This is a genomic window from Streptomyces sp. NPDC101393 (genome assembly GCF_044767385.1).
Classification (GTDB): Bacteria; Actinomycetota; Actinomycetes; order Streptomycetales; family Streptomycetaceae; genus Streptomyces.
Map to the genome: position 1 here is coordinate 842,765 of NZ_JBIWNU010000002.1, position 13,838 is coordinate 856,602.

At 68.4% G+C, this 13,838-nt stretch carries 13 protein-coding genes; 6 read left to right on the top strand and 7 right to left on the bottom strand.

Translation table 11 applies throughout. From position 1 onward, the window contains the following. The first annotated feature begins 286 nt into the window (after positions 1-286). Positions 287-556, top strand: a complete 270-nt coding sequence (locus ACIRQ7_RS09445; RefSeq protein ID WP_404261188.1) for a hypothetical protein — start codon at positions 287-289, stop codon at positions 554-556. A gap of 98 nt (positions 557-654) precedes the next feature. On the opposite strand, the gene ACIRQ7_RS09450 is transcribed toward ACIRQ7_RS09445, so the two are convergent. Beyond that, the gene (locus ACIRQ7_RS09450) at positions 655-3,009 is read right to left on the bottom strand and encodes a helix-turn-helix domain-containing protein (protein WP_404261190.1); all 2,355 of its coding nucleotides are present in this window, start codon (positions 3,007-3,009) and stop codon (positions 655-657) included. A gap of 161 nt (positions 3,010-3,170) precedes the next feature. Here ACIRQ7_RS09450 and ACIRQ7_RS09455 point away from each other — a divergent pair, with 161 nt between their 5' ends. The 3 genes from ACIRQ7_RS09455 (at position 3,171) to ACIRQ7_RS09465 (ending at position 5,836) form a co-directional block, all read left to right on the top strand. After that, the gene (locus ACIRQ7_RS09455; RefSeq protein ID WP_404261191.1) at positions 3,171-4,238 is read left to right on the top strand and encodes a BTAD domain-containing putative transcriptional regulator; all 1,068 of its coding nucleotides are present in this window, start codon (positions 3,171-3,173) and stop codon (positions 4,236-4,238) included. Next, positions 4,235-4,951 (top strand): DUF6585 family protein, encoded by a 717-nt coding sequence (locus ACIRQ7_RS09460; protein WP_404261193.1) that lies wholly within the window; start codon positions 4,235-4,237, stop codon positions 4,949-4,951. The genes ACIRQ7_RS09455 and ACIRQ7_RS09460 overlap by 4 nt, the downstream gene beginning before the upstream one ends. Positions 4,952-5,080: 129 nt before the next feature. Continuing rightward, complete coding sequence (locus ACIRQ7_RS09465) at positions 5,081-5,836, top strand: PE-PPE domain-containing protein (RefSeq protein WP_404261194.1); 756 nt, start codon at positions 5,081-5,083, stop codon at positions 5,834-5,836. Positions 5,837-5,976: 140 nt separating this feature from the next. On the opposite strand, the gene ACIRQ7_RS09470 is transcribed toward ACIRQ7_RS09465, so the two are convergent. The 6 genes from ACIRQ7_RS09470 to ACIRQ7_RS09495 are packed head-to-tail and all read right to left on the bottom strand — an operon-like array spanning position 5,977 to position 11,755. Then, entirely contained in the window at positions 5,977-6,561 is a 585-nt protein-coding gene (locus tag ACIRQ7_RS09470; protein WP_404261195.1) for an O-methyltransferase, read from the bottom strand. 31 nt (positions 6,562-6,592) lie between these two features. Next, entirely contained in the window at positions 6,593-7,363 is a 771-nt protein-coding gene (locus ACIRQ7_RS09475) for a sulfite exporter TauE/SafE family protein (protein WP_404261197.1), read from the bottom strand. After that, on the bottom strand, positions 7,360-7,887 hold the full coding sequence (locus tag ACIRQ7_RS09480; RefSeq protein WP_404261198.1) for a hypothetical protein: 528 nt from the start codon (positions 7,885-7,887) through the stop codon (positions 7,360-7,362). The genes ACIRQ7_RS09475 and ACIRQ7_RS09480 overlap by 4 nt, the downstream gene beginning before the upstream one ends. 3 nt (positions 7,888-7,890) lie before the next feature. Continuing rightward, entirely contained in the window at positions 7,891-9,669 is a 1,779-nt protein-coding gene (locus ACIRQ7_RS09485; protein WP_404261200.1) for an FAD/NAD(P)-binding protein, read from the bottom strand. 13 nt (positions 9,670-9,682) lie between these two features. Beyond that, positions 9,683-10,963 (bottom strand): pyridoxal phosphate-dependent aminotransferase, encoded by a 1,281-nt coding sequence (locus tag ACIRQ7_RS09490; RefSeq protein WP_404261202.1) that lies wholly within the window; start codon positions 10,961-10,963, stop codon positions 9,683-9,685. Positions 10,964-10,987: 24 nt separating this feature from the next. After that, a complete protein-coding gene (locus tag ACIRQ7_RS09495; RefSeq protein ID WP_404261203.1) occupies positions 10,988-11,755 on the bottom strand; it encodes a hypothetical protein in 768 nt (255 codons plus the stop codon). Positions 11,756-12,680: 925 nt separating this feature from the next. On the opposite strand from ACIRQ7_RS09495, the gene ACIRQ7_RS09500 reads away from it, so the two are divergent. Both ACIRQ7_RS09500 and ACIRQ7_RS09505 read left to right on the top strand, forming a co-directional pair. Then, a complete protein-coding gene (locus tag ACIRQ7_RS09500) occupies positions 12,681-13,154 on the top strand; it encodes a diadenosine tetraphosphate hydrolase (RefSeq protein WP_404261204.1) in 474 nt (157 codons plus the stop codon). A 299-nt stretch (positions 13,155-13,453) separates the two neighbouring features. Further along, positions 13,454-13,738 carry a hypothetical protein gene (locus ACIRQ7_RS09505; RefSeq protein ID WP_404261206.1) on the top strand — a complete coding sequence of 95 codons (285 nt, stop codon included), beginning with the start codon at positions 13,454-13,456 and terminating at the stop codon, positions 13,736-13,738. Positions 13,739-13,838: the final 100 nt, after the last annotated feature.

Here is a 13,838-nt window from a genome sequence, read left to right on the forward strand (position 1 = left end):
GCCCGGCCAGGAGCCGCAGCCCTGGCCTCCACAAGGACAACGGCCACCGTCCCCGCCGCCGGGGAGGGAGCCCCGGTCACCGATACCGGCGGACGCATCGCCTTCGCGTCCGTCATCCCGTCGCCGGACGACGTGGTGGTGTCTCGCGGCGGCCGCCGTACTCCTCGCCGGCGTAGGTGGGGTCGCGGCATACCTGCTGCCGGGCGGGGGTGAGACCGAGCAGTCGCGGATCACGAAGGTGGTCGCGGACTTCGCCCTGGCGGTCGACCGAGGGGACACCCCCGGGATGAGGAAGCTGCTCTGCCGGGAGGAGGCCCGCGGCGTCATCGACGACGGCACCGGCGACGGTGAGCGCGATACCCGTTCGAAGCCGATACCGGTGACCACCTCGGATGTCAGGATCGAGGGGAAGACCGCCGGCGTAGTGGTGAGCAGGCCCGCGCAGAAGCCGGCCACGGTCCACCTCCTGAAGGAGGAGGGCGTGTGGAAGATGTGCGCTCCGGCTGAGAAGTCCCGTCAGGGCTCGCCCGGCCGGGCACCCACCTCGTCGCCCTGATCCCTGGGTGCCGGGCTGTCTGCGCAGGCAGCCCGGCAGGGCGATTCCGGCGGGAGACGGCGGTGCCCCTGCTGTCGGGTGGGCGTGGGCCTGCCCGGTCAGGTCGGCGGTTGCCGGACACCGGGTGACCGGTAGGCGCGGGCGAGGTGGTGTTGCAGGCGGGCGTGGCGGAACTGGTAGACCGCGCCGGCTTGGCGGAGCACGCCCCGCCGGTAGGCGTCTTCGAGGAAGGGCACGACGGCCCAGGGCAGCCGGCCGGTCAGCGGCAGCCAGAACCGCGAGAAGACCGCCCACTGACCCCACGCGGTGAGGCTGAGCGCGTAGCCGAGGGCGCCGCCGAGCCCGCTGATGACGCCCAGCTTGAGCGCGGTCGCCAGACTCCAGACGAGCGGGCCCAGGAGCGCCGGCAGGGGCCTGATCACCACCACGAACGCGAGGCCGACCAGGAGCCCGAAGGCGGGTGCCCAGAGCAGGAGTTGGGTGGCCACCGTCCGGCAGTTCGTGCGCAGCAGGCTGATCGGATTGACGGCGGACCGGATGTCGAGCGGCGATTCGAAGAGGGTCAGGAGGCCGAGGGTGGGGCCGGCTCCCAGGGCGAACACCAGGCCGTAGATGATGCCGTCGCCGAGGCCGGCGGCCAGCATGGTGGGGACGTCGATGTGGGCGAGGACGCCGTTGAGCACTCCGTGCACGAAGCCGTAGCCGACGCCGAAGACCAGCCCGCACAGCAGCCCGACCGCCAGCCGGCGCAGGGACTTCCGCCGGGTCTTCCCTTCCCTGCCGAATATCTTCATCCGCACGCCGGACGGCGCCACAACCGTGTCCTTGGCCGCGACCATGAACCAATAAGCCACCCCGAACAGGAGGCCGGCGAGGGAGCCCACCGCCAGCCCGTCCGCGAGCTGGAACCGGAGGGGGTCGAAGAGGGTGCCGACGACACAGTCGACGAGCCCGATGCACAGCGAGATCACCAGCGCCGTCACCCACGTGCGTGTGGTGCGGTGCAGCCCGTGACCGAGCCGCCACCACTCCAGGTTCGGGGTGTCGAGCCGTGTCAGATGGTGGGCCAGGTATCCGAGCCAGTACTTGGCGCGCTCCGGGTCGACGGTGCGGCGTCCCCCGCTGCCCTGGCCGTGTCCGGGCAGTGCGCGGTAGACGGTGGTGGTGAAGTTGTCGAGGAGATGGTCCTCCAACTGCTCGGGGCCATGGAACCGTTGGGTGTCCAGGAGCGCGGCCGGGTCGTTGCCGGGGGTGTCGCTGTAGACGGCGCGGGCGAGCGTCACCATCAGCGGAGTGGTCAGCACCGCGGCGAGGTGGGCACCGGCAGCGCTGAGCGGCTGTTCGCGCAGCTCGCTCAGCACGGGATCCCAAGCGGTCGCCGGGAGGGCCCCGCCGCGGGCCTTGCGCGTGGTGCGCGGCAGGTAGTCGGCCAGGTCGCTCACGGTGAGATCGGTCAGCTCGACCGCGGCGGCGGAGGTGAGTACGTCGGTCTCCGCCACCGCCGCGGCGTACTCGGCGGGGCGGCTCGTCAGCAGCAGCGGCAGGGTGGTGGCGTTGAGCGCTTCCAGTGCGGGGCGTCGCAGGCCGTCGGCGATCTCGTCGAAGCCGTCCAGCACAGGGAGCACCCGGCCGGTCTCGACCAGTGCCGCGGCCAGGCTCGGCCCGCCGGGCCCCGGGGCGGCGAGGCCGGGGTGATCGCGTGTCAGTTGCGCCGCCAGCCAGTCACGGAAGGTGACGGCGGTCGGATCCCACGAACCGATGCTGAAGATCACCGGTACGGCCTCGGTGCGGCCCCTCGACCGCAGATGGTCCAGGACGAACCGCACGGCGAGCACGGTCTTCCCGGAGCCTGAGCGGCCCAGCACCACCAGCCGCCCGGAGGGGATCCGCCCGTACACGCCCACGATCTCGTCCAGTTGCCCGCTCAGGTCCAGCGGACCGTGCGTACCCCCGGCGGGCAGACGGCGGATATTGGCCCAGTGATCCGTCAGCTCCTCGGCCACTGGCCGCCAGCGCACCGGCAGCGGATAGGGATCGTGGACCTGCCGCTGCTCCTCCTCGCGCCGCCAGCGGGTGGCCACCGCCTGCGCGAGTTGCTCGGACGTGTCGGCCAGGGTGTCGTGCAACGCCGATGCGGGCCGGCCGGCCTCGATCGGCTCCGCGCGGTCGTCCGGGACGTCCGGCCGGCTCCCGTCCCCGCTGGGGTCCTCCGGTCTGCCGCCGCCCACGGGCCGGTGCACGGCCGCCGCCAGCAGCTCCTCGCGTTCCTGGGGGCGCAGCCGGAGCGCATCGGCCAGCAGCCGGACCGTGGTCACCCGGGGATCGGCGCGCTCGCCCGTCTCCAGCCCGCGGATGGTGCGCACGCCCACTCCGGCGCGCTCCGCCAAGGCTTCCTGAGTCATCCCCGCCGCGTGCCGCAGCCGCCGTAACAGCGCGCTGAACTCACTGGTCACAGGTCATGGCCTCTCCCCCGGCACGGCACTTTCCCCAGGTGAGGGACTCTAGCGCGGCCACCGGCCGGATACGGCCGGTCTGTTGGCCTGTCCGTTGTCCGGCGCCGGGACCAGCGTCGACGGCATCCACCCGACCGACCCCCGGAGTCAGGGAGCCCGCGATGCCGACGACCGCCACCACCGGCCAACCGACCGTCACCACGCTCACGTTTGAGGAGCGCGAGGTGCTCTACGCGGTCGGCTGTGGCCTGAGCGACGCCGAGGTCGCCGCCGCCCTCGCCCTCCCCGGGGACGCCGTGGCCGGACACCTCGCGCGGATCCTCGCCGGACTCGGGCTGCGCGACCGGTCCGCCGCCATCGTCCACGCCTTCGACTGCGGCCTGGTCGTCCCCGGCCACGGGCCCCGCGAGACCGCAGGCCCGGTGCCCCGGACCACCGCCGGCCCGGTGCGCGCACCGCGGATGCGGATCTCCGTACTCGGACCGCTGCGGGCGTGGCGCGGCCAACAGCCCCTGGACGTGGGCCACCTCCGCCAGCAAGCGGTGCTGGCGGCGCTGGCGCTGTGCCCGGACCGGACGGTCAGCCAGCAGGAACTGCTCGACGGGGTATGGGGGATGGAGCCGCCGATCACGAAGGTGGTGCCCGTGTACATCTACCGGCTACGGAAGGCGCTGCGCGGCGAGGTCAGCCCTGACCCGGTGATCCAGCGCGACCGTTACGGCTACCGGCTGGCCCCCGGCGCGGTCGAGGTGGACGTGACGCGCATGGAGGGACTGGTCACCGCCGCTGCCGCGGCCGAGCGGGCCGGCGAACTGGCCGAGGCGGTCCGCGTCTGCTCCCAGGCGCTGGACCTGTTCCGCGGGGAGCTCCTGGCCGGTCTGCCGGGACCGTTCGCCGAGCTGGAGCGGCTGCGGCTCACCGAGCGCCGGATCGCCCTCGTACAGCGGAAGCTGGACTGGCAGCTGCGGCTGGGCCGGTATGCCGAGGCGATCGCGGAGCTGTGGGCACTGGCAGTGGCACAGCCCCTGAACGAACCGGTCGCCGCGATGCTGATGCGGGCGCTGTACCGCAGCGGCCGGCAGGCGGACGCGTTGAGCGTGTTCGACCGCACCCGCCGCGCGCTGGCCGACGGCCTGGGCATGCCGCCGGGCCCCCTGCTGAAGCGGACGCACCAGATGATCCTTCGCGGGGACGACGCCGACCTCGGCCTTGCCCGAACCGCGCCATGACCGGACCGACGCCGCACACGCGCGGCGACGAGCTGCTCTTGGCGAGGATCTCCGCAGCTGCCGGCCGCGCACACCTCGGCAGGCGACGCGCCACCTACCAGGGAGCCATGCGCACACCCCACGCCGTCCCGGCCCGAGCGCTCCTGGGCCTGCTGGCCTTCGCCCGATACGGCCGCCCTTGTGCGGCGAAAGCGTCCGCGCACGCACGACTGGACCTGTACGAGCACGGAATGACGGTCGCCGTCGGTCGGCGGATCCACCTCGTCCGGTACGACACCACCCTTGTCCTCCAGAAGAGCATCCGGCTCCCGCAGGCCCCGGCCCGCGGGGGGACCACTCGCGCCCTCACGCTGACCGACATCGAAGGGAAGCAGGTCGAGTTGTACGGCGGACCGGTGGACGGTGCCGCGGAGAAGTGGGTGCCGGAGATCCAACGGGCCGTCACCCGTGCTCAACTGCCCCGAGCATGGTCCGCGCTCGACGCGGGCGAACGGCTGTCCTTCGGCGATGTCTGGCTGACCAGGGAGGAGATCGGGTCCGGAGCGGTGTCCGCCCGGTGGCCTCAGGTGCGGCGGCTGGAGATCACGCAGGACACCGTCAGGCTGACCCTCGACGGCAGTGGGCCCACCCTGGCGACCGGCGCCACGATCCCCAACCTCTTCGTCCTCCGCACACTCGTCGAACGCCTCCACGCCGGCGGCCCGCGCCCATGACGGTGGGCCGATCCGGGCGCGGGTGGACCCGAGCACGTATGCGTTTCATCGCTAATACACCGCCCGTCGCTAGCGTCAGCGTCGAACACCGCAGTCGTGTACGAACCCACCTTGAGGAGAAGCAGAGCGATGTCCCTGTCCCGCAGATGGAGGAAGGCGATCGGCGCTGCCGGTGCGACGGCAGCCATGGTGGCCGTCACCGCCGCCACGCCCGCCGTTGCCCACGCCGAACCGGTGCACCACTACTACCTGGAGGTCGGCGGCACGGGCTCGGCTGCGCCCGCCCCCGACTGCACCTCCACGTACACCTTCGCCAACAAACACCTCAACGGTGGCATAGCGGTGCCGGTCTGCTACCCGGCGAGCGCCGGGCCCTGGCTCAACGGCCAGAACGCTCCGGACATCAACGCGCCGAGCTTCGACGCCAGCGTGCGCGAGGGGTACCGCAACCTGCTGGCCAAGGCCGAGGACACCTACCACCGCGACCCGAGCGCCCGCTTCACGCTCGTCGGCTACTCCCAAGGCGCGCACGTGGCCGACCAGGTGCTCCAGACGATCGCCAACGGCGACACCGACATTCCCCGTTCGCAGGTGAACGGCATGCTGTACGCGGACCCCTTCCAGCCCGGCACCGGCATCTGGTCCCGGATTCCCAAGGGGTGGAGCGCCTTCGGTTTCACTTCTCCCGGCGCCGGCCCGGCGACGTTCGATGGCGTTCCGGTACAGCGCTTCTGCATCCGCACCGACGGGGTGTGCGACGCCACCTCGCTCCAGTCCGTCGGAGGCTTCCTGAAGCAGCATCCGAAGTACTGGCAGGAAGGCAACGTCATGACGCAGACCATCGGCAACGACGGCGGTGACGGAGTCGTGTGGTACGACTCCTGACACGCCGCCGAGCGGCACGGTAGTCCTGGGACGCGGTGCCACGGTCCGACCGGTGCAACCCGGTCGGACCCCTCGCGTGCGTCGGTGAATTCGCCTCAGATCCGGACGGCCGCCCGCGGCAGGAAGAGCATCAGGGCCTGCTAGGTGTCTTTGAGAATCACCAACTCGCCTTTCCCAATCGGGGAAAGGGAGTCGAGGTAGCCGTCCGATGCCGCGACCAGCCGGTTGAAGTCCTCCAACTGGTGGGCGTGGGAGACCGCGTTGTCGACCACGAGGAGGCGGCCGTCCGCGAGGATCCGCTGCAACGACGGCCACCAGTCGGCGTACTGTTCGCGGTCGCTGTCCAGAAAGATGAAGTCGTACGCACCCGCGTCGCACGACGCGATGAATCGGCCGGCGTCGCCCGCGATCTGCTGAATCCGGGGACCCAGCCCCGCGCGCTGAAAGTTCCGCTCAGCCATCGCGAGCTTGTGAGGTGCCTTTTCGATGGTGGTGACCGACCCGCCCTCACCCACGGCATCGGCGAGCCACAACGTCGAGTAGCCGTTCGACGTCCCGATCTCCAGCACGTTCCGGGCCTTGCAAGCCTTGATGAGGAGCGCGAGGAATACGCCGGTGTCGTGGGTGATGTTCAGCATCTTCCGACTTCGGTCGTCCGCCGCCGTGTCGTTGGCGTGGCCGAATTCCTCCAGCTCACCCAGCAGTTCGGCGAGACCGTGATCCATATGGCGTCCTCTCGTTTTTTATGAGGCCTCATCAGCCGGTCAGACTCTGTATCGCGATGTAGAGGCCGAGGAGCAGCAGGGCGACACACAGCACCGTTCGAAACTTGTCCTCGGAGATCCCCCGGCGGATCCGTTCACCGATCGACATACCGAGAAACGCCGGGGCCAGGGCGGCGGCCGACATGACGCCGAGATTCATGCTGAGCAGGTCTTGCGTCCGCAGTGACCATGCGAGACCAACGGTGGAGAGCGTGAAGAGGATCCCCATGCTCTGCACCAGTTGATCGCGCAGCAGCCCAATGGACTGCAGATAGAAAACCCCTGGGACGGCTGACGAGCCGGTCATTCCGGTGAGGAAACCATTGACGGCTCCGGAGACCACACCCGCGGGGTGGTGCCACCATCTGTCTCTGATGTTCACCCGCAACCTGAACAGCCCCAGCATCCCGTACACCGCGAGCCCCAGGCCGAGCAGCGACGACATCACGTCCGCCCGGAAGTAGCTCAGCGTGAACGCACCCGAGACGGTGAAGGCCGTGGCCGCCAGCAGGAACGGCCACGTGAGCCGGACGACTTCCCGGCCGTGACCACCTCGCGAGGCCTGCAGGACATTGGTCAGGAACGTCGGGAGGAGAATCAGCGCCTTCGCGGGGTTGATCCCGATCGTCGCAGCGAGAATCCCGAGAACGACGGGTGGCAGACCGAGGCCGGTCAAACCCTTGACCAACCCACCCACGAAGAACGTCACCACGATCAACGTGACGGTGGCCACGTCGAAGGAGGCCAGGGCCGTGTCCGTCAAGAGTTGCGGCCGCCCCCCGGGTGCACGCTCTCCACGCCACGGGAAGCGAAGCAGCGCAGTGCCGCCACGACGTCCGCCTGCTCCTCCGGGTCCAGGACCTCGGGCCTCTCCTGTTCGAAGTGATCGGCGAGTTTGATGATGTCGCTCTTGCGATCCTCGATGTAGACGGCGTCGCCCGTGACGCGCGTCGCCGTGCGCTCGGCGAACTGCCCCGCGATGTCCTTGGCGGCCGGGACGAAGTTGATGTCGAATGCGCCGATCTGCAGGAGGACGTAGCGGGACGGCGTTCCGACGGGTGCCCCATTGACGAACCGGTGCTTGCTCGGGTGGGGAACCTGGAACACCTGATCCGGATGGACGGTGAACACCTCGTCCGTGTCGGGCAACTCGATCGCGATCTGGCCCCGTGAGCAATACATCATGTCGGACACTTCATTGTGGAAGTGATACGGGACTGCCTTGTGGTCGAGATTGAACAGACTGACCCGCAGACCGTCCTGATAGTGGAACTCTTTCATCTCCATGGCTCAACTCCCTGTCTCGGTACTGACCAACCCGGGTCCATCGACGGCCGCGGATCGTGCGGTGACGGCCGCCGCGGCGTCGAGCCAGTCCTCGGCAACCCACTCGGCTGCCTCGACGAATGCGCCGGCGAAATTGTGTTCGTGCTGCCAGAACCTGACGGGCGAACCGTAGGAGGCGAGATACGGCGACGGAACACGTACGCCGCCCGTCCGCTTCATCACCCGGTACCCACCGCGGGCGTCGAGCGCGATGCCGCCTGTGACGTATCCGCCTTCCTCATGCGGGACGATCTCGCCTCGCGTCAGAAGGTTCTGCACCAGCGGTGACGGATGGTTCTCCATGCTGAAGTCGTGCCCGCCGGCACTGATCACACAGTCTGCCCGCAAGGTCGACCGCCCGCCCTCGTCGGACCGGTAGGAGATCCGGAAATCGCCGTCCTCCCCCACCGCTGTGCGCGGCGCGTCATAGCCCTGCCGCACGGTCGTCAGAATTCCGGCGTCCATCAGGGCGAGGAGCTTTTCCGCGTTCGCGGACGGCATCGGCACGGCCGTCCGGATGAAGTGGGTGTCGAGCAGACGGTCGTACGTCGCCTTGTCAGACGGTTCCAGCCGGCTGTAGAAGCGCATCCTGCGCGCTTTCAAGGCGATGGTGTAGACGAGGTTTCCGGTGTACGAGTCCCGGAGATCGCTCGCGAGCTTTTCCCTGGCGGAGGGATAGCGGGGGTGGGTGACGTCGTGCCACCTCACCGCCCCCGCCGTTGCCCGCTCCAGGTCCTTGTCCAAGAGGTCCAGAATGCGCTCGATCTTCAATTGCCCTTGGTGATCGCGCCGGATCTCCGCGAGATTCTCCTCCGTGAGATGGTGCGGCTCGTAGGGTGCGAGCGGCCCCCGCACGGGAGAGAAGAACCCGCTGCGCGACCCGGCGACAATGTGCAACGGCTCCTCGCCGGCGTACGCCACCGGCCGGTACGACGCGATGTGACCGTCGTCGGTGTACGTGAACTCGCCGTCACCGCACAAGGTCATGATGGCGTCGATACCGCTCGGGCCCATCCCCTGAACGAACACACAGGGCCGCTCGCCGCGTGCGCGCCGTGAGCGGATGCGTTCGGCGACGGCAGCCTTCACTGCGTCCGGCGGGTAGGGCGACGCGACGTATCCGCCGTCTGCGGAGAGTGCGTCGGTCGTCCTGGCCTGCCAGTGCCCGGTGCTCAGCAGGACGCGGTCGAGCCCGTCCACGGTGACTTCGTGGCCGGTATCGAGGCTACGGAGGGAGAGGGCGAAACCCTGCTCCGTCGCGTAGCCGTCGACGGCCTCGTGGCGCAGGTACTGCTGTGTGCCGATGCCATGAGCGCGGGCCCGCTCGACGGCCTCCTGGAACCGTTCTTCGAGATATCTGCCGAACAACGCGCGCGGATAGAACTCACCGTCGTCGGGCTGCCACGCATCGAGCTCGATTCCGGGGTGGGTCTCCAGGACCAACTCCGGATGCTCCTTGATGAGCCATGGCTTGCGCTCGACCAGCCAATCGACGAAATCATTGCCGTGGATGCCCATGGTGCTCGCCTCGTTGTTGCACCGATGGGCAAGCTGGACGTTGTCCTTCGCGTAGGGGTATCCCGGCCCGTTCACCGACCCCCGCTCCACCGTGACGATCGTGAGGGCCGAGGGTGGGAGCGAGGGCCTGCGGCGTGGATCGGTGAGTCGCTGCACCAGATGCCATAACGCGCAGGTGCCGGCGAAACCGGTGCCGATGATGCAGTAGGCGACGGTTCCCCTCATGTTGGCATTCAGGTCAGGACTCCAAGCGTGTGAGAGCGCGCCTGATACGGGCACCGGCCTCGCTCACGAGCGAGCCGGTCCGGCCGCAGTTGATCCGCACGAAGTGGTCCAGGAGGTGGCCTTCCGCGAAGTGGCCGCCTCCGATCGTGGCGACCTTGGCCTCGGCCAGCAGAAACTGATCGGCGGTGTCGTAGCCGTGCTTCCGGTAGGCGTCGGCATAGCTCGAGAAGTCGACGAACAGGAAGTAGCCCCCTTGGGCGGGGCTGATCTTCAACCCGGGGACGGCATCGAGCTCGCGCAGCATGGCCGTGAGATGAGTGCGCGCGACCTCCGCCCTGGAGGTCGCCACCTCGTCCATTTCCGGCTGCAGGGCGATGTGCGTGGCGACCTGGCCGTACGTGGACGCGAACGAGGTGAGGTTGACCTGTGCGCGTGCCGCCGCGTCCACGATGTCCTGCGGACCGCAGAGGTAGCCGATCCGATCGCCGTGCATGCCGTACGTCTTGCCCGGTCCGGTGACTGCCACGGTCCACTGCCGCATCGAGCAGCTGCCGCGGCCGGGGAGCGGAACGTCGATGGCGGCAAACGTCTTGGCACGCTCCCCCACGATGTGGGCCTCATAGGGAGAGTCGAAGAGGACATGGACCGGGCTCTCGCCGCGGGATTCGCGCCGCGCATTGTGCCGGGCGACGACATCGGCCAGCGCCGACAGTTCCTCGGTCGAGTAGACCTTTCCTGTCGGGTTGATGCAGTCGCCCAGCACGACCATCTTGGTTCGCTCCGAAAGCGCTGCCTCAAGAGCCGGCGCCGTCAGGCCCTCCTGCGCCGTGACCAGGACGGTTTTCGGGATGGCTTCGTGCAGCCGCAACATGTCCGAGTAGTGCGGCCAGTTGGGCACGGGGATCACGACTTCGTCGCCGGGATTCAGCAGGGCATGGAAGGTCGCCGAAATCGAACCTTTCACACCGCCCGGCGTGACCATGATTTCACTGCCCGGGTCGTACGCGATGCCGTGCAGGCGAGCCACACGCGCGGCCACGGACTCCAAGAGGAACGGGAATCCCTTGACCGGAGCGAACGCATGAATCGTCTCGGACTGCTTCTCCACGAACTCGATCACGCCTCGGTCGATCCGGGGATCGGTAGGCGTATCCAGCGCGCCGATGCTGAGGTCGATGATCTGATCGCCCTCGGGGAGTGCCTGGTTGAGCGCGACGATCTTCGCCGCGGTTCCGTGAGTCGCCGATTCCGGAATGCTCAGGACGGCGTCAGAAATGCCACGATTTTTCTGCACGATCGGCCGAGTCACCTCTCCCCGCTAGGAATTCAACTCGCTGACGGCCTTGTGCATCGCGTTCCACATTTCCTGTTGTATCTTCAGCGTCTCGTTCGCGCCGTAGGCGATCTCGGCGACGTCGGCGTCGGTGCGGCAGTTGTTCTGGACGCACTTCTTCGCATCGGCGGCATGGCGTTCCTCGACGCCCTCATCGCCGACGTGGACGTTGAAGTAGATCTCGACGTTGTCGACGAACTCGGATGGCGGCTGCTTCTTGTTGCTGTTGCGGAACGCCGTACGGCAGACCTGCAGCATCCTGTCGGCGTGGGACTCCAGGGCCATCGCGACGCCCAGCATGCGGTGGTAGTTGGCGCCCAGCAGCTCCCGGGTGCGCTCGCGGTAGGCGAACGTCTCCGGGATGACCAGGTCACTGTTCCGCGCGCCCTTCACGAGCAACGGCGGCAGACCGAACTCGACCGCACCATGCAGATTGTGGGCATTTTCCATTAACACCTCATGGCAATGCGCGGCCTCGCCGTTGCCCGCCTCCTCATTGAGGATGTACGAGAACAGGACCAGCGTGTCCCGATCGTCGTTGGCCGCCGCCTGCGCGCACACGTGGGCTATGCCTTTGACGGTGCCCTCGGTGCGCTGGAAGAAGTTCGCCCGGTGGAAGTCGTAGGTCCTGCTGTTCCATGGCGAGTTCTCCAGGAACTTGAAGTACTCGTTGTCGTAGACCGGGTGGCGGTCCAGCTCATCCATGAGCGAGGCGACTTGATCGTGAAGTGTGGTTGCCGTGCTTGTCGTCATCTTGCTTCACTCCAGTTCACGCAGGTCTGGATCGCGGTCAGTGTGGGGGCCACATTGACGCACCGGTCCACTGGATAAATACCGTACCGACGTCTTCGAACGCGCATGATCACTAAAGGGGCCATCGTGGCGGCCCGGCGGCCGGCGAACTGCGCGAGGTCACCCGCGACTTCGCCCACTCCTGCCATGAGGACCATGAGAACCGTAGGGACCGAGGGAAGCTGCTTCCCGCGGACGGAAGGAAGGGCGTTCGCCGCTCCTGTGCACCATGCCTCGTCGGAAAAACCCTGAGTCCCTGAATCGGTCAGAACCAGAGAACCGACGGGCCACTCCCCTCGATGAAGGCAGACGAATTACGGAACCCTTATCCACCCTCCAGGTGAGCCACGATGACCACCCCGGCGCTCGGTCGTTCTCCATGATTGCCTAAAGGCCGTTTCGGGGACAGTCCTTACCGGCCACTTGTCGCAAGGCCACGCACTACTCATCGTCACGGTTTCTTTACTCGACCGGGACGGTGAGTACCGGGAAACGGTCGGCCACCGGTGGGAGGGAAGTGGCGGTTGGGGCAGCCCCGCCCCAGGAAGTGCCGGGCCGGACCCCCCGGAGTCCCGGTGCGGGGCCCCGGCACGACGGCGAACCGCCTAAGTCACCGATCCCTGTGTGGCGCGACATCACAGTCGGCTTGAAGTAGGCAGTCCAGGTGCCGATCTCAGCAACGCGGTGGAGATCGTGCGACCGCGCCTGGCTTCTGTGTCACCAACAGGGCGACGAGCACGACGAGTTGACCCCGCGGTGCCGTGCCGCTCCTCTGGTCGGCAGGGCCACGCCCGCCCGCTCCTCACCCACCTGCTTCGGCTTTCACCGGCGAGCGGAGGATGGGAGGCGCAGAGAGTTCCTTGCCACCTCAAGGTAGGTTCCGGTGATGACTGGTGACTGGCGGGCGGACCGGATCGGGACCGCGCTGAGGGGTGAGAACCCGACCGTGCTGCGGCGTTTGACGTCGGGCTTCGCGGTGATCGGGGATGTGCAGTTCCTGCCTGGCTACTCGGTTCTGCTCGTGGACGAACCGGGTGTGCAGCGCCTCTCGGACCTGCCGAGGGCCAAGCGGCTGTCGTTCCTGTCCGACATGGACCAGCTCGGCGAGGCCGTGGAGCGGTCCTGCCGACGACTGGACCCGGCCTTCCGCCGGGTGAATCTGGAGATCCTGGGGAACACGGACCCGTTCCTGCATGCGCATGTCTGGCCGCGGTTCGCGTGGGAGCCAGCAGATCTGGTGGGCGCTCCGGTGTGGCTCTATCCCCGCGAACGCTGGAGCGACGAGCAGTTCAGGCTCGGTCCGCGGCATGAAGCGCTACGGGAGGCGATCGGCAGCGAACTGGACAGGATGCGCTGCTGACACCGCACCGCACCGCAAGGCAAGGTCGAGGCAAGGCAAGGCAAGGTCGAGGATCCGGATGCCGAGAACGGTCGGCACCATGACTCCGCCGTATCTGCGGCCGGGCCCGGTTGCCCCGCAGCCCGGCCGCCCGCAGTCGCCCGCAGCGGGACGGTGGGGGCCTCGGCGATGGCGCGCCGAGAGAAAAGCGGCGGTACCGGTCTTTATCGGGCACCACAGGATGCCGTAACCCCGGCAAGCCGCTCCCGTTGTCCCAGGGTGCGTCGGCGCACCTCGCGCCGACCGAGAAGGGAAAACACGTGAAGCGCACGATCCTCGCCGCGGTCCTGGTCGCCGCCGCAGCCACCGCTCTCGCCTCCCCCGCGTCAGCTGACACCGGTGACGGACTCAAGCCGGCCGGCAACCCCCTGCACAAGATCACCAAGGCCCTTCTCGACCCGCAGGACGTCCCTACGCTGGAGAGGAACATGCCCACACTGGATCTGCTGGATCTCACCAAGAAGCCGATCGCCTGCGAAGCCGAGACCGCGGGCGAGCCGCTTCCGCTCGCCGCTGATGCCTACCGCGCATGCGGGCCGGCGTAAGGCACCGGAAGCGGCACACCGGGCAAGTGGACGTACGGAAGAGAAGGTGGCGGCCGGGCCCCAGGAACGCAAAGCGGGCCCGCGCCGGCCTGACCGGCCA